At 61.8% G+C, this 17,699-nt stretch carries 17 protein-coding genes; 9 read left to right on the plus strand and 8 right to left on the minus strand.

The window, feature by feature from the left end:
* Nucleotide 1: 1 nt before the first annotated feature.
* The 4 genes from C2134_RS13115 to C2134_RS13130 are packed head-to-tail and all read right to left on the minus strand — an operon-like array spanning nucleotide 2 to nucleotide 3,172.
* Nucleotides 2-904 carry a type 2 periplasmic-binding domain-containing protein gene (locus tag C2134_RS13115; protein WP_103320616.1) on the minus strand — a complete coding sequence of 301 codons (903 nt, stop codon included), beginning with the start codon at nucleotides 902-904 and terminating at the stop codon, nucleotides 2-4.
* A 25-nt stretch (nucleotides 905-929) separates the two neighbouring features.
* Nucleotides 930-1,838 carry a type 2 periplasmic-binding domain-containing protein gene (locus tag C2134_RS13120; RefSeq protein ID WP_103320617.1) on the minus strand — a complete coding sequence of 303 codons (909 nt, stop codon included), beginning with the start codon at nucleotides 1,836-1,838 and terminating at the stop codon, nucleotides 930-932.
* Nucleotides 1,839-1,870: 32 nt separating this feature from the next.
* Nucleotides 1,871-2,242, minus strand: coding sequence for a response regulator (locus tag C2134_RS13125; RefSeq protein WP_103320618.1), 372 nt, complete (start codon nucleotides 2,240-2,242; stop codon nucleotides 1,871-1,873).
* Nucleotides 2,243-2,269: 27 nt separating this feature from the next.
* Nucleotides 2,270-3,172, minus strand: coding sequence for a diguanylate cyclase (locus C2134_RS13130; protein WP_103320619.1), 903 nt, complete (start codon nucleotides 3,170-3,172; stop codon nucleotides 2,270-2,272).
* A 298-nt stretch (nucleotides 3,173-3,470) separates the two neighbouring features.
* Here C2134_RS13130 and C2134_RS13135 point away from each other — a divergent pair, with 298 nt between their 5' ends.
* Together C2134_RS13135 and C2134_RS13140 are read left to right on the plus strand one after the other, a co-directional pair.
* Nucleotides 3,471-3,794 (plus strand): hypothetical protein, encoded by a 324-nt coding sequence (locus C2134_RS13135; RefSeq protein WP_103320620.1) that lies wholly within the window; start codon nucleotides 3,471-3,473, stop codon nucleotides 3,792-3,794.
* A gap of 102 nt (nucleotides 3,795-3,896) precedes the next feature.
* Complete coding sequence (locus tag C2134_RS13140; RefSeq protein ID WP_103320621.1) at nucleotides 3,897-5,105, plus strand: MFS transporter; 1,209 nt, start codon at nucleotides 3,897-3,899, stop codon at nucleotides 5,103-5,105.
* An 82-nt stretch (nucleotides 5,106-5,187) separates the two neighbouring features.
* Here C2134_RS13140 and trpE read toward each other — a convergent pair whose 3' ends face one another.
* From trpE to rpe, 4 genes are all read right to left on the minus strand, one after another.
* Entirely contained in the window at nucleotides 5,188-6,654 is a 1,467-nt protein-coding gene (gene trpE, locus C2134_RS13145) for an anthranilate synthase component I (protein ID WP_103320622.1), read from the minus strand.
* A gap of 130 nt (nucleotides 6,655-6,784) precedes the next feature.
* Complete coding sequence (locus C2134_RS13150) at nucleotides 6,785-7,453, minus strand: phosphoglycolate phosphatase (RefSeq protein ID WP_103320623.1); 669 nt, start codon at nucleotides 7,451-7,453, stop codon at nucleotides 6,785-6,787.
* Nucleotides 7,454-7,512: 59 nt separating this feature from the next.
* A complete protein-coding gene (locus C2134_RS13155; RefSeq protein WP_103320624.1) occupies nucleotides 7,513-8,265 on the minus strand; it encodes an SDR family oxidoreductase in 753 nt (250 codons plus the stop codon).
* Nucleotides 8,266-8,308: 43 nt separating this feature from the next.
* Complete coding sequence (gene rpe / locus C2134_RS13160) at nucleotides 8,309-8,992, minus strand: ribulose-phosphate 3-epimerase (protein WP_103320650.1); 684 nt, start codon at nucleotides 8,990-8,992, stop codon at nucleotides 8,309-8,311.
* 103 nt (nucleotides 8,993-9,095) lie between these two features.
* Here rpe and apaG point away from each other — a divergent pair, with 103 nt between their 5' ends.
* The 7 genes from apaG to C2134_RS13195 form a co-directional block, all read left to right on the plus strand.
* Complete coding sequence (gene apaG / locus C2134_RS13165) at nucleotides 9,096-9,476, plus strand: Co2+/Mg2+ efflux facilitator ApaG/CorD (RefSeq protein ID WP_071108910.1); 381 nt, start codon at nucleotides 9,096-9,098, stop codon at nucleotides 9,474-9,476.
* A gap of 171 nt (nucleotides 9,477-9,647) precedes the next feature.
* Nucleotides 9,648-11,435, plus strand: coding sequence for an ABCB family ABC transporter ATP-binding protein/permease (locus C2134_RS13170; protein ID WP_103320625.1), 1,788 nt, complete (start codon nucleotides 9,648-9,650; stop codon nucleotides 11,433-11,435).
* Nucleotides 11,436-11,591: 156 nt separating this feature from the next.
* A complete protein-coding gene (gene moaA, locus C2134_RS13175) occupies nucleotides 11,592-12,590 on the plus strand; it encodes a GTP 3',8-cyclase MoaA (RefSeq protein WP_103320626.1) in 999 nt (332 codons plus the stop codon).
* 5 nt (nucleotides 12,591-12,595) lie between these two features.
* Nucleotides 12,596-14,542: a type IV pili methyl-accepting chemotaxis transducer N-terminal domain-containing protein gene (locus C2134_RS13180; protein ID WP_103320627.1), complete on the plus strand. Its 1,947-nt coding sequence runs from the start codon at nucleotides 12,596-12,598 to the stop codon at nucleotides 14,540-14,542.
* The gene (locus tag C2134_RS13185) at nucleotides 14,539-15,189 is read left to right on the plus strand and encodes a response regulator (protein WP_103320628.1); all 651 of its coding nucleotides are present in this window, start codon (nucleotides 14,539-14,541) and stop codon (nucleotides 15,187-15,189) included. The genes C2134_RS13180 and C2134_RS13185 overlap by 4 nt, the downstream gene beginning before the upstream one ends.
* Nucleotides 15,190-15,394: 205 nt before the next feature.
* Nucleotides 15,395-16,786: a NarK family nitrate/nitrite MFS transporter gene (locus C2134_RS13190; RefSeq protein ID WP_103320629.1), complete on the plus strand. Its 1,392-nt coding sequence runs from the start codon at nucleotides 15,395-15,397 to the stop codon at nucleotides 16,784-16,786.
* A gap of 222 nt (nucleotides 16,787-17,008) precedes the next feature.
* Nucleotides 17,009-17,699 (plus strand): molybdopterin-dependent oxidoreductase (locus tag C2134_RS13195; RefSeq protein WP_158248770.1); only part of this gene is annotated, 691 nt, incomplete at its 3' end.

Raw genomic sequence — 17,699 nt, forward strand, 5'->3', positions numbered from 1 at the left:
TTTATTCGGTAGAATTCACCAGGATGATCAGTTTGTTCAGGCTCAGGCCATAGTAGCGAGTCCATATCCGATTCAGGTCGGAGTGTTCGGATTTTCGCTGTTGCGCGAAAAAATCCGCCACGGCTGCCTGCAGATCCTTGTCCTCCTTGCGCATGCCCCAGCCTATCTCGTCCTTGCCGCCCACCGGGAACGCCACATAGGCGTGTTTGAACTGATGGCGGGTGCTCCAGATGGCGATATCGGAATCCAGCAGCGTGAAATCCACTTGGCCATCGTCTACCGCGCGCAGGCTGTCCTCCACGCTCATCAATTGCAGGCGCACCGGATTGGCGCGGTAACGCGATACGTTCTGCTCCAGCAGCCAGGTGTAATAAGTGCTGTTCTTCAGGACTGCGGCGCGCCTGCCGGCCAATTGATCCGCGGACAGCAGCTTGCCTTGCTGCGAAGCGTGCGCCACCACCATCAGCCGGCTGGAGAACAAGGTGACAAAGTCCATTTTCTTCAGGCGCCATGCATTCTTGGTCAATCGGTTGGGGAAGACGTCGCAGCTGCCATCGGCCAGCAGCTTGGGGGTGTAGCTGGCTTCCCGGTCGGTTTGATCATGCTGGTTGAAGAACTGCTCATCCCATTCCACACGCAGCGTTCTCAGCCGGATGGCTTTGCCCAGATAACGGGAGAAGGTTTGCACTTCATCGTATACCGGCCCGGAGAAATGGCAGTTTTCGCGGCAGGCCGGCGGTGCGGCGGTGGCGGCTGCGGGGTGGAAGGCCACGATGCAGGCGCGCAGCTCATGCGTCCTGACAATTTCCGCCAGCGAGCGAGCTGGCGCGGGCGCCGACAAGCACAGCATGGCCAAGCATGCCGATGCTGGCGACAACCGGCTCAGGAAGGGGAGGCGTGCCATGGCGGTATTCTCGTCTCGCCCGCGCTCAGTGCACCGCCGCCACCAGCGCGATGAAGTCGGTCAGCGAGTGGCCGTGGTAACGCAGCCATATCCGATTCAGCTCCGAATCGGGGCGCTGGCGCTGTTCGTCGAAGAATTTGGCCGCTGCGGTTTGCAAGTCCTTGTCGTCTTTGCGGAAGGCCCAGCCTATCTCGTCCTTGGGGCCCACCGGAAACGCCACGTAGGTATTCTGCAACTGATGATGGGTATGCCAGATCGCCACATCGGCATCCATCAATATGAAATCGACCTTGCCAGCATTGACCGCCTGCAGCGCTTCTTCGGAGGTCATCAATTCTATTTTGATCGGGTTGGCTGAGAATGTGCTTCGGTTCTGCTCCTGCAGCCAGGTGTGGTAGGACGTGTCCTTGGTTGTGGCGGCGCGCAGGCCAGCCAGTTGCGCGCTGCCATGCAGCCGTTCGCGCAGGCTGGCATTGGCGACCACCATCATGCGGCTGGGAAACATGGTGACGAAATCGAGCTTTTTCAGCCGCCAGGCTGTCTTGGTGAGGTGGTTGGGATAGAGGTCGCAAGCGCCCGAGGCCATCAGTTGCGGGGTATAGCTGGCTTCCAGCTCGGTCTTGCCGGTCTTGTCAAAGAACTGTTCATCCCATCCCACGCGCAACGCCTTGATCCGCATGTCCTTGCCCAGGTAGTGCGTGAAAGCCAGCGCCTCTTCATAGACAGGGCCGGAAAAAACGCACTGTTCGCGGCAATCCTTGGGCGTGGCCTGCGCCACCGCGGGGTGAAGCGGCGCAATGCAGACTCTGAGCTGATGGGTTTTGAGGATGTCCGCCAGGGGGCGCGCCTGCGCGGGCAGGGCCAGCAGGCAAGCGGCCAGCAGCGCAGAGGCGCGACGCAGAGCGGGGGTAAGCAAGTCAACAGGCGGTTTCATGGGGCCATCCTCTAAGGGGCGCGGCGTCGTGCTCAATCGTCCCGGAATACCTTGTTCAGCACATCCTCCACCTTGTCCTTCTCGATAGGCTTGCAGATGAAGTACTTGGCGCCGGCGGCGATGGCATCCACCACCGTGCTTTCCTGGCCATGGGCGGTAATGATGATGACCGGTTTGTCTGGTTGCTCCAGCAGGATATGGCGGGTGGCTTCCAGCCCGCCCATTTCCGGCATCTGGATGTCCATGGTGATGGCATCCGGCCGCAGCGATCTGGCTTTGTCTATCGCTTCCAGCCCGTTGGCGGCGGAGCCGACCACCTGATGGCCGAGGGATTCCAGAATCAGGCTCAGTCGTTTGACCACGGCGGGGGAGTCGTCGACGATCAGGAAGCTTTTCTTGCGCATGCCTCGTTTTCCAAAGATAGGGCCTGGCTAGGCCAGGGCCTCGACGCGATTTCGCCCATTGGCCTTCGCCAGATACAGCGCCTTGTCCGCGCGCGCCACCAGGTCCTTGATGTTTTCGTCCGGCCGGATCTGCGCGATGCCGAAACTGGCCGTCTTGTGGCCTACCGCGGGGAAGACGTAGGCGGAAATGGTCGCGCGCAGTTTCTCCGCCAATTGCGAGGCATTGTCCAGCCCGGTTTCCGGCAGGATGGCCAGGAACTCCTCGCCGCCCCAGCGGCCCAGCGTGTCGGTAGCGCGGATATTGGACTGCAGCAGGCGGGCGAGATCGATCAGCACCGCGTCGCCGGCCGGATGGCCATAGGTGTCGTTGACCTGCTTGAACTGGTCGCAGTCGGCCAGCAGTACCGAAAACGGCTTGCCATAGCGGCGAAAGCGCTGGAATTCGCTGGTGATCACCTGATCCAGCTGGTAGCGGTTGTACAGGCTGGTGAGCCGGTCCGTGCGGGCCGAGATTTCCAGTTCGCGATTTTTGAAGGCCAGCGTGGCATGAGCCTCGGTCAGATCTTTCTGCAGCCGCTTCAACGCGTTGATTTCGCTGAGCACGAACACGATCTTGGGCGACCCGTCTATCCAGGCGATCTGGCGCTGCTGGACGTGATACCAGTTTTCGGATTCATCGTCGTAGTACTCGGATTGCAGAGGCGGCGGCGCAGCTTCGGCGCCGTGCTGCTGGTTGTAGCTGATGAAATGGTGCGCCCCGCCGGCGCCGGAGAATTGCTCGGCGAAGCGGCGGCCCACGCAGTCTGCCCCCAGTGTGTCCCGCATGTATTGATTGGCGTAGACGATGGTGCCGTCGCCTTGATCCACCACGAAGATCAGGTTGGCAAGGTCATAGACGACGGTCAGCAGAAAACGGTCGAAGTCCTGCATGGCGAATTCCGAGTGACTCCATGGTGCCCTATAACATGGCTTCACTATAGGCAACGGATCAAAAGTATGGCTGGGAAGCGCATCCTCCGCTTGGCACGTAGCGCGCGAGGATGGACATGGGCAGTAGAGGCGGGTGATGAATGAGATATGCTCATGAATAAATGCTAAATGATATTTTGTTGCATTAAAGTAACAACTCAAGAAGTTGGGTGGCGGGATTCGGACAGTTTTCCCCACAAATTGTGCTTTTGCTTCTAGTATTAGACTTTGTTAATAATTGTTGCAAAAGTAAATTTGTATGAATAAGAAGACAGCACCCTTCCTGATAACGGCGCTCACCCTGGCATTGACGGCTTGCGGCGGAGGAGGGGGTGGCGGCTCCGACTCCCGCCAAGACGGCGGGTCTGGCGCGGCTGTTTCTCAGCAGGGCATGCCGCCGCTTGCCGCCGCAGAGGCGGCATCGGGGGAAATCGTTTGCATGGGCAATCGCTGCCAGTTGCCCAAAGAAGCGATCGCTGCGCCGGGAGGCTCCATCTACCGATTTCACAACGCCTCGAACGATGAGCAGGAGCTGGTGGTGTCGGGCCTTGCGTCTGAAATGTGGCAGGCGGCTTTTGCATAGGTAAGTGGCGCGGGCGTGCCGACAGCGTGGGAGAGGCAAATCGTGACAGCTTCATGACATTTGTTTAGTATTTGCCCACACCTGTCCCAATGCAAAGCTGTCATGTCCGAAGCAAAAAGCCTTACCTTGCCGGAGGCGGTGCCTGCTTCCAAAGAGGGTTCGCCCCGCCGCTCCTTGTGGGCCGCCTGCGGCGCGCATGCCGTCCACGATGGTCTGACCGACCTGATCTATGTGCTGCTGCCGATCTGGCAGGCGCAGTTCGCCATCAGCTACGCCATGGTGGGACTGCTGCGTGGCAGCTATTCCGGCATGATGGCAGGGTTCCAGCTCTTGGCAAGCCGGCTGGCGCGGCGTTGGGGACGCAAGCGGCTGCTGGTCGGCGGCACGGCCTTGGCCGGTGTCGCTTATCTGCTTGCCGGGCAGGCCGGTGGCCTGGCGATGTTGTTGCCCGCGTTGATGCTGGGCGGACTAGGCGCCAGCGCGCAGCATCCGTTGGCGTCGTCGCTGGTGGCCGACAGCCATGAGGCCGGAGGCGGCGTCAGGCAAGCGCTGGCGCAGTACAACTTCGCCGGCGATATCGGCAAGACGCTGATCCCGGCGCTGGTTGGGCTGCTGCTGACAGTGGCGAGCTGGCGTCTGAGCGTGACGCTGGCCGGCCTGTTGGGCTTGGCCGCGGCGGTCGCGCTATGGTGCTTGGTGCCGGCCACGCCGGGCGTCGCCGCCGGCAAGGAAAAACCGGGCAAGGCTGCTGGCCCGGGATCGGCCGGCGGGTTGCGCGCGCTGCTGGCCACCGGCGCCATTGATAGCGCGGTGCGCATGGGCTTCCTGACTTTCTTGCCCTTTGTGCTGAAAAGCAAAGGCGCCGGCAGCGCCGGCATTGGCCTCGCCTTGTCGTTGCTGTTCGTCGGCGGGGCGTTCGGCAAACTGTTTTGCGGCTATCTGGGCGCGCGCATCGGCATGATGAAAACCGTGTGGCTGACCGAGTCCATGACCTCGCTGCTGATCATAGCCGCTCTGGCCTTGCCGCTGGCGGGCGTGATGGCGATGTTGCCGTTGCTGGGCCTGGCGCTGAATGGCACTTCGTCGGTGTTGTATGGCACGGTGGCGGAACTGGCCGGCGCCGGCCGGCGCGAGCACGCCTTCGCCTTGTTCTACACCGGCACCATAGGCGGCGGGGCGCTGTCGCCGGTGCTGTTTGGCCGCCTGGGCGACATGACGGGTGTGCCTTCGGCGTTGCTGGCCTTGGCGGCTATCCTGCTGCTGACCCTGCCGCTGTCCTGGCGAGTGCAGCGAGGATTGGAAGCGCGCTAGGGGCGGTGGATTCGAAACAGGCGAAAACGCAAAACGCCGCCAACCGTAATGGTCGGCGGCGTTTTGCCTGTTTGGCAAGGCGTCAGGCGTCCAGCCCGTCGCGCACCATTTGCGCGGCGCGCAGCACGGCGCGCGCCTTGTTCTGCGTTTCCTGCCATTCCGATTGCGGCACCGAGTCGGCGACGATGCCTGCGCCGGACTGGACGTATAGCATGCCGTTCTTCAGCACCGCGGTGCGGATGGCGATGGCCAGGTCCATATCGCCGTTGAAGCCCAGGTAGCCCACGGCGCCGCCATAGATGCCGCGCTTGGTCGGCTCGAACTCGTCGATGATCTGCATCGCCCGCACCTTGGGCGCGCCGGACAGCGTGCCGGCCGGGAAGGTGGCCTTGATCACGTCGATATTGCTGATCTGTCTATCCACCGTGCCTTCCACATTGGACACGATGTGCATGACGTGGGAGTAGCGCTCGATGGCCATATTGTCGGTGATCTTCACCGTGCCGATGTCCGCCACGCGGCCGATGTCGTTGCGGCCCAGGTCCATCAGCATCACGTGTTCGGCGATTTCCTTCGGGTCCGCCAGCAGCTCGGCGGCCAGTGCTTCGTCCTGCTCGCGAGTCTGGCCGCGCGGGCGGGTGCCGGCGATGGGGCGCACCGTCACGGTTTCGCCGTCGCGGCGTACCAGGATTTCCGGCGACGCGCCCACCACGTGGAAATCGTCAAAGTGGTAGAAGAACATATACGGCGACGGGTTCAGATTGCGCAACGCCCGATACAGCGCGATGGGCGAGCCGCCGAACCGCTGCTGCATGCGCTGGGCCAGCACCACTTGCATGATGTCGCCGTCGTGGATGTAGCGCTGACAGGCGGTGACGGCCTCCTTGAAGGCGTCTTCGCCGTATTCGGACACCGCTTCGACGTTTCCGTCCAGAGGCAGCGACAGCGGAATGGCCAGCGGCTCGCGCAGCATGGCGCGCAGCTGAGCCAGCCGCGCTTGCGCTTTTTGCAAAGCGTTGGGGACTTCCGGGTCGGCGTACACCACCAGGTAGAGCTTGCCGGACAGATTGTCCACCACGGCGATTTCCTCGGACAGCATCAGCAGGATGTCCGGCGTGCCTACCGGGTCCGGCTTCTGGGTGTCCGCCAGCCGTTTCTCCACGTAGCGTATGGTGTCGTACCCGAAATAACCAACCAAGCCGCCGGAGTAGCGCGGCAGGCCGGGCAGCTCCGGGATGCGGAAACGGTTCTGGAATTGTTCGATGAAGGCCAGCGGGTCGCCATCGTGGCGCTCGATCACCTTGTCGCCGCACTCTACCTGCACCCGGCGGCCATTGACGCGCAAGCGGGTGTCGGCCGGCAGGCCGACGATGGAGTAGCGGCCGTGGCGCTCGCCGCCCACCACCGACTCCATCAGGTAGCTGTAGGGGCGGTTGGCCAGCTTCAGATAGATGGACAGCGGGCTGTCCAAGTCGGCCAGCAGTTCCTGGACCACGGGGATGCGGTTGTAGCCGGCGGCGGCCAGGCGATCAAAGTCTTGCGCGTGCATGGGATTCTTCCTTGAGAGTGTCAGTTGGGGCGCGGGCGTGCGAAGCGTAGTGCGGGCGACGCCATCGCCAGCTGGCGGGGCAGGGAAGAAAAGCCATGGATGCGTGCATTCCTTTTAGCGTTGAAGCGGATCAGTCATTCTTCATCAAATCGTACAGCTCGGCAACACTGTCCACCGCCAGGTCCGCGCCCAGCGTGGAGGCGTCGGCATAACCGTAGCGGACAGCGATGGCGGTGCTGCCTGCCGCGCGCGCGGCCGCCACGTCGTTGGCGGAGTCGCCCACCATGGCCAGGTCCTGCGGCGGGATGCCCAGCACCTGGCAGGCGTGCAGCAGCGGCAGGGCGGACGGTTTTTTCTCCGGCAGCGTGTCGCCGCCCAGGATCAGGCTGAAGTGGTCGCGCAGGCCCAGTTCTTCCACCAGCGGCACGGCCAGTCGTTCCGATTTATTGGTGATCAGCACCAGCGGCAACTGGCGCGCGCGCAACAGGGCGAGGCCGTCGCGCACGCCGGGGTAGACGGTGGTGTGGTCGGTCAGGTGCTCGCGGTAGTGCTGGATGAAGTAGCGGTAGCCGCGCTCCCATGCCGGGCCGTCCGCCTCGGCGTGGCGCTCGTCGGTGATGGCGCGGTGCACCAGGCTGGCGATGCCGTCGCCGACATGGCTCTGAATGCGCTCGGCGGCGAGCGGCGGCAGGCCCAGGTGTTCGCGCATGGCGTTGGCGGCATTGGCCAGATCAGGGATGGAGTCGACCAGGGTGCCGTCCAGATCAAAGGCGACGGCTTGGATATGCTTGAGATTCATGTTCTTGCTTCGTTGGCCGCGGCCTGGCGGCCACGGCGGAGTGGTGATGGATAAGGCACTTACAGCTCGCGGATATCGACGACTTGCAGCTGGCCGAAGGCCGGGGAGACCAGATAGTCGACGATTTGGCGGGCGGCGGCGGCCGGCGAGGCCAGCGCGCCTTCGGCCTTGTAAGCGTCGAAACGGCCCTTCTGCGGGAATTGGGCTTCATCGCTGCCGCGGATATTGCCCTGCATGTCGGTGTCCACCACGCCCGGATACAGCGCGACGATTTGCGCCGGATTCGCCTTGTCCTGCTGTTCCAGCGCCACGCAGCGGCTGAAATGGTCCAGCCCGGCCTTGGTGGCGCAGTACACGCTCCAGCCCGGGTATGCCTTGGCGGCGGCGCCGGACGAGATATTCATGATGCGGCGGCGCGCCGGCAGATGGTCCGTCGCCGACAGCAGCGCATTGGTGGCCAGCATCGGCGCGGTGACGTTGATGGCAATCGCTTGCACCAGCTGATCGGTCGGATAGTGGCCGGCCTGGGCGATAGGGGTCACCACGCCGGCGTTGTTGATCAGCGTGATCGTCGCGCATTCCGGCAACGGCAGCTGCTGCAGCGCGGTATGCACCGCAGCGTTGACTTGCGCGGCATCGGACAGATCGGCGTTGACCGCCAGCAGGCGCTCCGGATGGCGGGCGGCCAGACCTTCCAGCGCCGGGCCGGCATTGCGGGCGATGCCGACCACGAAGTAGCCGTCGTTCAGCAGCGCCTCGCAGATGGCGAACCCCAGGCCGCGCGAGGCGCCGGTGACGATGAATGCATGCATAAATAGATTCCCCTGAAGTGTCGGAAATAAAGCCGCCGCGTGTTTATGCTTCTACACGGGCCAGCTCGGCGCGCATGGCGGCGATGACGGCCTGGTAGTCAGGTTGGCCGTAGATGGCGGAGCCGGCCACGAAGGTGTCGGCGCCGGCTGCCGCCACCTGGGCGATGTTGTCCACCTTGACGCCGCCGTCCACTTCCAGCCAGATCTCGCCGCCATGCTTGGCGGTGTAGGCGTCGATGCGCTGGCGCGCCAGTTTGATCTTCTCCAGCGCGTGCGGAATGAACGATTGTCCGCCAAAACCCGGGTTGACCGACATGATCAGAATCATGTCCAGCTTGTCCATCACGTGGTCCAGATAGGAAAGCGGCGTGGCCGGGTTGAACACCAGGCCGGCCTTGCAGCCGGCATCCTTGATCAGGCCCAGCGTGCGGTCGATGTGTTCCGAGCCTTCCGGGTGGAAGGTGATGATGTCGGCGCCGGCCTTGGCGAAGGCGGCAGCCAGCGCATCCACCGGTTTCACCATCAGGTGCACGTCGATGGGAGCGCTGCTGTGCGGGCGGATGGCCTCGCAGAACATCGGGCCCATGGTCAGATTGGGGACGTAGTGGTTGTCCATCACGTCGAAGTGGATGATGTCGGCGCCGGCGGCGATGACATCGCTGACTTCCTGGCCCAGACGGGCAAAATCGGCGGACAGAATGCTGGGGGCGATACGGAAAGTGCGCATGGCGAGGCTCTGGAACGAAAAACAAGGAATGCCGGGCATTCTACCGCGCCAAAAGCGCTTTGGCCGGATAAAATGAAGGACATATTGATCCGGAGGAGCCGAAATGGCCGAGAAAGTCTATCAAGTTGAAGTGGAGGCGGAGCCCCAATACATCGCCGAACAGTCCAATATGGCCAACGACATCTATGTCTTCGGCTATCGCGTCCGCATAGTCAATACCGGCAGCGAGCCCGCCCAGCTGGTAAGCCGCCACTGGATCATCACCGACGCCAACCAGCAGGTGCAGGAAGTGCGCGGCATGGGCGTGGTGGGCGAGCAGCCGCACCTGGAGCCGGGCCAGGCTTTCGAGTACACCAGCGCCACCCATCTGAAGACGCCTTACGGCAGCATGAAGGGCAGCTACCAGATGGTGGCGGACGACGGCCAGCGCTTCGAGGCCGACATTCCCGAGATGACGCTGGTGGCGCCGCGCGTGCTGCACTAATCGCGTTTACAGGACGGGTCCTCGTCCTTGCGCGGCCAGGTCCACCAGACAATGAAGGAGGCGAGCGCCCCGGCGCCCAGTGCTTCCAGCAATAGAATCCACATGATGTCTGCCCCTTTGCGAGTGTAGCCTTTTCACTCTGGGCCAGACCCCAGCCACAGGCAAGCTTTTATGCGCATTACCCATACCGGCCCGGCGCCGACAGACCGCAACGACTGGCAGACCCTTAAAACGCTGTTTCCCTATTTATGGGCCTTCAAGTGGCGGGTGACGCTGGCGCTGGCTTGCATGGTGCTGGCCAAAGTGGCGGCGGTGACGGTGCCGCTGTACCTGAAGGACATCGTCGACCAGTTGTCCGTGCCGGCCACGCTGTTGGCCATCCCGGTGCTGGCCTTGACCGGCTACGGCGTGGCGCGGCTGCTGTCAGGGGTGCTGGGCGAGTTCCGCGACGCCATTTTCGCCCGGGTGATCCAGGGCGCGGTGCGCAGCGTGGCGCGCAATGTGTTCCGCCATCTATTCAGACTGTCGCTGCGCTTTCATCTGGAGCGCCACACCGGCGGCATGAGCCGCGACATCGAGCGCGGCACCAAGGGCATCGGCTTTTTACTGAACTTCACGGTGTTCAACATTCTGCCTACGCTGCTGGAAATCGCCATGGTTACCGGCATCCTGCTGCACCGCTATTCCTGGACTTTCGCGGTGGTGACGCTGGGCACCATCGCCATCTACATCGCCTTCACGCTGCTGGTCACGGAATGGCGCACCGTCTACCGCCGCACCATGAACGACCTGGACTCCAAGGCCAATTCCAAGGCGATAGATGCCTTGCTGAACTACGAAACGGTGAAGTACTTCAATAACGAGGAGTACGAGTCCAAGCGCTACGACCGCAATCTGGAAGCCTGGGAGTCGTCGGCGATCAAGAATCAGGTGTCGCTGTCGCTGCTGAACGCCGGCCAGGCCGCCATCATCGCCGTCGGCGTCACCCTGGTGATGGTGCTGGCGGCGCGCGACGTGGTGGCGCACAAAATGACGGTGGGCGATGTGGTGCTGGTGGCGACCTTCATCACTCAGCTGTATGCGCCGTTGAATTTCCTGGGCTTCGTCTACCGGGAGATCAAGCATTCGCTGGCCGATATCGAACGCATGTTCAAGCTCTTGGGCGTGAATCTGGAAGTGGCCGATGCGCCGGATGCGCAAGCCTTGGACACCCGCAGCGCGACGGTGCGCTTCGAGCGCGTGGGTTTCGCCTATGAGTCCAAACGGCAGATACTGCACGACGTGGACTTCACCATCCCGGCCGGCCAGACGCTGGCGGTGGTCGGCGCCAGCGGCGCCGGCAAATCGACGCTGTCGCGGCTGATGTTCCGCTTCTATGACGTCACGGCCGGCGCGGTGAAGATCAACGGCCATGACATCCGCCAACTGACGCAGGATTCGCTGCGCGCGCACATCGGCATCGTGCCGCAGGACACCGTGCTGTTCAATGACAGCGTCTACTACAACATTGCCTATGGCAAACCCGGCGCGACGCGGGAGGAAATCATCGAGGCGGCCCGGTCGGCGCATATCCACGATTTTGTCAGCAGTCTGCCGGACGGCTACGACACCCTGGTGGGCGAGCGCGGGCTGAAGCTGTCGGGCGGCGAGAAGCAGCGCGTAGCCATTGCGCGCACCATCCTGAAAAACCCGCCCATCCTGATCTTCGACGAGGCCACCAGCGCGCTGGATTCGCGCACGGAAAAAGCCATCCAGAACGAACTGGCCGCCATTTCGGCCAACCGCACCACGCTGATCATCGCGCACCGGCTATCCACCATCGTCAACGCCGACCGCATCCTGGTGCTGGATGCCGGCCGAGTGGTAGAGCAGGGCAACCATCGCGAGCTGCTGGAAAAAGGAGGGCGCTATGCCGAGATGTGGCGCTTGCAGCAGGAGCGGGAAGCCGTGGCGGAGTAGCGGGGCGCTGCAGCCGGCTCAGGCTTTGGCGCGCCGGGCTGGCCGCTGGCAGACGTCAACGTCCCTAGTTAATTTGAACTATGAAGGTCTTATCATGAAGTAGCAGGGTCTCGCGGGCAAAAAGTGCTTACACTAGCCGCAGGAGAGCCTGAAATCATGAATTCTGTCCCTTCATCCCATACCCTGGTGGATGCCTATGGTCGCCGAATCGATTATTTGCGTTTGTCGGTGACCGATCGTTGCGACATGCGTTGCAGCTATTGCATGCCCAAAGGCTTTCAAGGTTATACGGAGCCGGAGGATTGGTTGAGTTTTGCCGAGATCAACCGGGTGGTGCGGATTTTTGCAGGTTTGGGCGTCGGGCGTTTCCGTTTGACCGGCGGTGAGCCTTTGCTGCGTCGCAACCTGGTTGAACTGGTAGGGCAACTGGCCCGCCTTCCGGGGGTGGATGAGTTGTCGCTGTCCACCAATGGCAGCCGCCTGCTCAAACATGCGGCTGCGCTGAAACAAGCAGGACTGGCCAGAATCAATGTCAGCCTGGATTCGCTGGATAAGAACTGCCTGCAGCAGGTGACGGGGCGGGATAGCCTGGATGCGGTCATGGCCGGAGTGATGGCGGGCAAGGCTGCCGGGCTGACCCCAATCAAGCTTAACATGGTGTTGATGCGTGGCATCAATGATCATGAAGTTGAGCGCATGGCGGCTTTCTGTTTTGAACACGGTTTTATTCTTCGCCTGATCGAGGCCATGCCAATGGGAGAAACCGGCCGCAATGCAGCTTATATGCGGGTGGCGGACATTCTCCCCGCGCTTGCGGCGCATTTTGGGCTGGAGCCGGTTGCGCTGACGCTGGGCGGCGGCCCGGCAAGCTATTGGCAAACCGCGGATGGCCGCAACCAGCTGGGGGTCATCACGCCGGTCAGCCAGCACTTTTGCGCCACTTGCAACCGTGTGCGCTTGACGGTGGATGGCGTGCTGCATCTTTGCTTGGGCCAGGAAGACAGGCTGGAGCTGCGCCCGTTGCTGCGCGGCGGCGCTGACGACGACTGTCTGCGCATGGAGATCGTCAAAGCCATCCATCGCAAGCCGGAAAAGCACCACTTCAATGAAGCGCCTGCGAAAATGGTCCGTTTCATGTCTCAAACGGGCGGATAGGCGACATGCCCATGTCTGAAGGCTCGTCCGCCCCCATCCGCTTGAGCACCCGCGTTGTCGGCTTCTTGTTATTGAGTCTGCTGATCGGACTGGGAGCCATAGGCACAACCCTTTACCTGTCCTGGCAGCTGGAGGGCGGCGCGGCTGCCATCAATGCCGCCGGCAGTTTGCGCAAGCAGACTTATCGCTTGTCGCTTTCGCTGTACGAATATGCCGGCCAGCCTGATCAGGCCCGGCGCCAGCGAATCGCCGATGATCTGGCGGTGTTTGACCGCACGCTGAATCTGCTCCGCCATGGAGACCCCGCCCGCCCCTTGTATCTGCCGCAAGACGAGGCGGTTTATCAAGCGTTTGCCCGTGTTCGCGCCCATTATGCGAACAATATTCTTCCGCCCGCGCGGGCGGTGCAGGCCGGCGCGCCGGTGCCGGATGCGGCGGCGCTGCGGCGTAATGCGGACGATTTTGTCGATCAATTGGATGGCTTGGTCGGCCTGGTCGAGCACTATAACGAACGACGCACCATGTTGCTGCAGGCCTCGCAGGTGATACTGATCATCATGGCCATCGTCGGATGCACGACGCAGATTTATCTGATGTTCTTGCTGATTTTCCGTCCTCTGGAGTTGCTCGGTGAGGGCATGCAACGGATGGCGGCGCGGGATCTGAGCGTGCGCTTGCCGGTTGAAACCCGCGACGAATTCGGCGCGCTGGCGGCGGGGTTCAATGATATGGCGGACCAGTTGTCTGAGGTGTATGACACGCTTGAAATGCGGGTCAATGACAAGACCGCCATGCTTAACGAGCAGAATCGCGAACTGTCGCTGCTATATGGCACGACCGCCTTGTTGAATGAAAATTTCGAGGGGCAGGAGTTGTGCCAGGGTTTTGTTGAATATCTGCGCGCTTGGTTCGGCGCCGCCGCCTGCAGTGTCCGGGTGGCGGATCCATCGGCCAGCCAGGCGCATTTGCTGGCATCTGACCAGTTGCCCAGCCTGTTGGCGGAAGCGGCCGAGTGCCGGCAGATTGACGACTGCCTGTGCGGGCAGGTGTTGCGCCAGAATCACGCCGTGATTCAGGACTTCCGCGCCGGCGTGCCCGAGGGCTTCCCGGCAACCTGCACCCGCCTCGGCTTCGCGCAGGTTTCGGCTTTCCCGGTGCGGACGCGCCAGCGTCAGACGGGCTTCTTTACTCTCTATTTCCATGAGCCGCATGACTTCAGCCCGCGCGACATGCAATTGCTGGATAGTTTGGGCAATCATCTAGGCAACGCGCTGGAAAATCTGCGCTTGTCTGCCAGCGAACGGGAGCTGGCGGTAACCCAGGAGCGGAACTTGCTGGCGCAAGGCTTGCATGACAGCATCGCCCAGGGTTTGTCGTTCCTGAATCTGCAGGTGCAAATGCTGGATGCCGCGTTGCAGCGAGCGGATGTGGATGAGGCGCGGAGCATTGTGCCGCTGCTGCATACCGGGGTGCAGGAGAGTTATGAAGATGTGCGCGATCTGCTGCAAAACTTCCGCGCCCGGCTGGGGGAGGATGACTTGCGCGCCGCGCTGGAGGCGACAGTGAGCAAATTCCGTCGCCAAACCGGCTTGCCGGTTACGTTCAGCGCCAGTGGGCATGGCGTGCCGCTGCCAACCGATTTACAGATACAGGTGCTGTTCATTTTGCAAGAAGCCTTATCCAACGTGCGCAAGCATGCGCTTGGCGCCGATCATGTCTGGGTTGACTATGTCGAGGGGCCCGACCTGAAATTGACCATCCGTGACAACGGCGCGGGATTTGCCGATGCGAGGATGGCGGATCAGGGCGAGCGCCATGTCGGTCTGCGCATCATGCACGAGCGGGCGGACCGTCTTGGCGCCTCGCTGAATATTCAATCCGTTGACGGTGTGACCGTCAGCCTGGTTTTGTCGGCTCAGCAGCGCGGCAAGCATTCAAAGGAAGTTTCATGACTGAGCCGATACGCATTTTGCTGATCGATGACCATACGCTTTTTCGCAGCGGCATCACGCTGTTGTTGTCCAAGCAGCCGGACATGCATGTCGTGGGCGAGGCCGCGGATGGCGTCGAGGGCGTGAAGCAAGCGCATGCGCTGAAGCCTGACGTGGTATTGCTTGACCTGAACATGCCAGGCCTCTCCGGACTGGAGGCATTGCAGTTGATTTTGCAGGATGCGCCGGACCTGGCCGTCTTGATGCTAACCGTGTCAGAGGATGCGGAGGATTTGGGCGCCGCCTTGCGCGCCGGGGCGCGCGGCTATTTGCTGAAGAACATCGATGCTGATTTCTTGACCAGCGCGATCCGTCGGGCGCATGACGGCGAAGCGGTGATCGCCGAGGGCATGACGGCCAAGCTGGTGCAGCAGTTTCGCGCGGCGGGCCAGCCGAGCAGCGGCGCTGGCGACAAGGCGAAGTTGACGCCGCGTGAATGTGAAATTCTGGGTTGCCTCGCCCGCGGGGACAGCAACAAGGTGATCGCGCGCAAGCTTGATGTGGCGGAAAGCACGGTCAAAATCCATGTGCAGAACATTCTTAAGAAGCTCGGTTTGTCCAGCCGGGTGCAGGCGGCGGTTTATGCCGTCGAGCATGGTTTGGGCTGAGTATCTGTCCATGCCCATTTCTCGAATCGGCCATCCCCCATCTGGCGGATGGCCGAGATTTATCTTAACCAAGCGGACTAGCCCGGCTGCCGGCCGGGACTCGGCCATGCGGCGAATGGCGGCCATGGCTGCTCATCCCTAAGCTTTCCGGTGATAACCCCTCAAGCCGTTTCAGGGCGGAGGGGCGCAAACCTGGAGAGCCAATATGTCTCATGACGCCTCAGTCCTGAAGTGCTGGGAGCCGGAAAACCCCACTTTCTGGCAACGTACCGGCCGCAGCATCGCCTTGCGCAATCTGTGGATTTCCATCCCTTGTCTGATGCTGGGCTTCATTGTCTCGGTTCTATGGTCGATGGTGACCCTCAACCTGCCGAATGCCGGATTTACTTTCAGCAAGGAGCAACTGTTTCTGCTGACGGCCTTGCCTCAGCTGTCCGGCGCCACCTTGCGCATCTTTTACGCCTTCTTGCCAGGTCTGCTTGGCGGCCGCCGTTGGACAGCCATTTCCACCGGCTTGTTGCTGATTCCCGCGCTGTGGCTTGGTTTCGCCGTTCAGGATCCTTCGACATCCTACCCGGTGATGCTATCCATTGCCTTGCTGTGCGGGCTGGGCAGCGGCAATTTTGCCAGTTCGATGGCCAATATCGCGCACTTCTTTCCGGCGAAGGAAAAAGGCAAGGCCAATGGCCTGAATGCGGGTTTCGGCAACCTGGGCGTCTCCCTGGCGCAATTGCTGATTCCGTTGGCCATCACGCTGCCGTTGTTTGGCGGATTCGGCGGCGAGGCTCAGCATTATCTCAAGGACGGCGTTGAGAAGAGTTTGTGGCTGCAAAATGCGGGATTCATGTGGGTGCCGTTGATCGTCGCCGCCACGTTTGCCGCCTGGTTCGGCATGAACGATATGGAAGACGCCAAATCGACGTTCAGCGAACAGGCCATCATCTTCAAGCGCCATCACAATTGGCTGATGTGTTATCTGTATCTCGGCACCTTTGGCAGTTTCATTGGATTCGCGGGCGCCTTTGCCCTGTTGACCAAAACCCTGTTCCCGCTGGTGCCGGTGACGAAAATCGCTTTTATCGGCCCGCTGCTGGGCGCATTGATCCGCCCGGTTGGCGGCATGATTTCCGACCGTCTCGGCGGCGCGCGGGTCACGCTGTTGGTGTTCTGCTGCATGGTGCTGGGCATTTTGGGTGTGTTGAGCGCCTTGCCTGTCGCGGGAGGGGCCGGCAACTGGCCGCTGTTCTTCGGCAGTTTCATGGCCTTGTTTCTGTTTTCCGGCATCGGCAACGGCTCGACCTACAAGATGATTCCTTCTCTGTTCATCGGCTTTTGCCTGAAGCAGGCCCATGAAAAGGACGAGGCTGCCATGCAGCAAGCCAGGCAGGACGGCGTGCGCGAGTCCGCGGCCGCGGCGGGTTTCATCAGCGCGATCGGCGCCTATGGCGGCTATTTCATTCCGCAGATTTTTGGTCTGTCGGTCAAAATGAGCGGAGGGGCGGAGTATGCGCTGTATTGCTTCATGCTGTTCTATGTGAGCTGCATCGCGCTGACCTGGGTGTTCTTTGCGCGCAAGCATGCTCCGATGCCGTGTTGAGTCCGCTGTTGCCGTCCCGAGATAACCCGCCGCAAGGCGGGTTATTTCATTGCGGCTTTGCGTGCCTTGCCGGCAGCGGCGCGCTGGGGCTGCCTACCTGTACGAAAGGACTATGCCGACTAGTCCTTTAATCAGGACTGTATTGCTGCCTTTGGTGAATGGGGAAGTGGCGCATGGGGGCGTAGGCTGATAGCGGTAAACCAATGCCGCTGTGGAGACGCCATGAGTCACTTTCTTGATCGCTTGAAGTTCCTGTCGCGAACCAGCGAAACCTTTGCCGATGGCCACGGAGAAGTGGTCCGTGAAGACCGCCAGTGGGAGGATGCTTACCGTCAGCGCTGGCAGCAGGATAAGGTGGTGCGCTCCACCCATGGGGTCAATTGCACCGGATCGTGCAGTTGGCGCGTTTTTGTCAAGAACGGCTTGATCACCTGGGAGTTGCAGCAGACCGACTATCCGCGCACTCGGCCGGATCTGCCCAATCACGAACCGCGCGGCTGTCCGCGCGGCGCTTCGTATTCCTGGTATGTCTATTCCGCGCAGCGCGTGAAGTATCCGATGATTCGCGCTGAATTGATGGCTTTGTGGCGCGAAGCGCGGCAGACGCTGGCGCCGGTGGAAGCCTGGGCGGCGATTACCGCGGACCCGGCCAAGGCGGCGCGCTACAAACAGGCTCGGGGTCTGGGCGGTTTTGTGCGGGCTGACTGGGATACCGCCACCGAAATCATCGCCGCCGCCAACGCCCACACCATTCAGGCTTACGGTCCGGACCGCATTATCGGCTTCTCGCCCATCCCTGCGATGTCCATGGTGTCTTATGCGGCCGGCAGCCGCTACCTCAGCCTCATCGGCGGGGTGTGCATGTCGTTCTATGACTGGTATTGCGACTTGCCGCCAGCCTCTCCGCAAGTGT

The organism is Chromobacterium sinusclupearum (genome assembly GCF_002902845.1).
GTDB lineage: Bacteria > Pseudomonadota > Gammaproteobacteria > Burkholderiales > Chromobacteriaceae > Chromobacterium > Chromobacterium sinusclupearum.

Excerpts from the sequence above, each read along its gene's own strand:
- C2134_RS13180 (WP_103320627.1), top strand. The coding sequence starts at position 12,596 with ATGCCCATGTCTGAAGGCTCGTCCGCCCCCATCCGCTTGAGCACCCGC.
- C2134_RS13190 (WP_103320629.1), top strand. The coding sequence starts at position 15,395 with ATGTCTCATGACGCCTCAGTCCTGAAGTGCTGGGAGCCGGAAAACCCC.
- C2134_RS13125 (WP_103320618.1), bottom strand. The coding sequence starts at position 2,242 with ATGCGCAAGAAAAGCTTCCTGATCGTCGACGACTCCCCCGCCGTGGTC.
- C2134_RS13120 (WP_103320617.1), bottom strand. The coding sequence starts at position 1,838 with ATGAAACCGCCTGTTGACTTGCTTACCCCCGCTCTGCGTCGCGCCTCT.
- rpe (WP_103320650.1), bottom strand. The coding sequence starts at position 8,992 with ATGCGCACTTTCCGTATCGCCCCCAGCATTCTGTCCGCCGATTTTGCC.
- C2134_RS13170 (WP_103320625.1), top strand. The coding sequence starts at position 9,648 with ATGCGCATTACCCATACCGGCCCGGCGCCGACAGACCGCAACGACTGG.
- C2134_RS13135 (WP_103320620.1), top strand. The coding sequence starts at position 3,471 with ATGAATAAGAAGACAGCACCCTTCCTGATAACGGCGCTCACCCTGGCA.
- C2134_RS13185 (WP_103320628.1), top strand. The coding sequence starts at position 14,539 with ATGACTGAGCCGATACGCATTTTGCTGATCGATGACCATACGCTTTTT.
- C2134_RS13140 (WP_103320621.1), top strand. The coding sequence starts at position 3,897 with ATGTCCGAAGCAAAAAGCCTTACCTTGCCGGAGGCGGTGCCTGCTTCC.
- moaA (WP_103320626.1), top strand. The coding sequence starts at position 11,592 with ATGAATTCTGTCCCTTCATCCCATACCCTGGTGGATGCCTATGGTCGC.
- C2134_RS13150 (WP_103320623.1), bottom strand. The coding sequence starts at position 7,453 with ATGAATCTCAAGCATATCCAAGCCGTCGCCTTTGATCTGGACGGCACC.
- C2134_RS13115 (WP_103320616.1), bottom strand. The coding sequence starts at position 904 with ATGGCACGCCTCCCCTTCCTGAGCCGGTTGTCGCCAGCATCGGCATGC.
- C2134_RS13130 (WP_103320619.1), bottom strand. The coding sequence starts at position 3,172 with ATGCAGGACTTCGACCGTTTTCTGCTGACCGTCGTCTATGACCTTGCC.
- apaG (WP_071108910.1), top strand. The coding sequence starts at position 9,096 with ATGGCCGAGAAAGTCTATCAAGTTGAAGTGGAGGCGGAGCCCCAATAC.
- trpE (WP_103320622.1), bottom strand. The coding sequence starts at position 6,654 with ATGCACGCGCAAGACTTTGATCGCCTGGCCGCCGCCGGCTACAACCGC.
- C2134_RS13155 (WP_103320624.1), bottom strand. The coding sequence starts at position 8,265 with ATGCATGCATTCATCGTCACCGGCGCCTCGCGCGGCCTGGGGTTCGCC.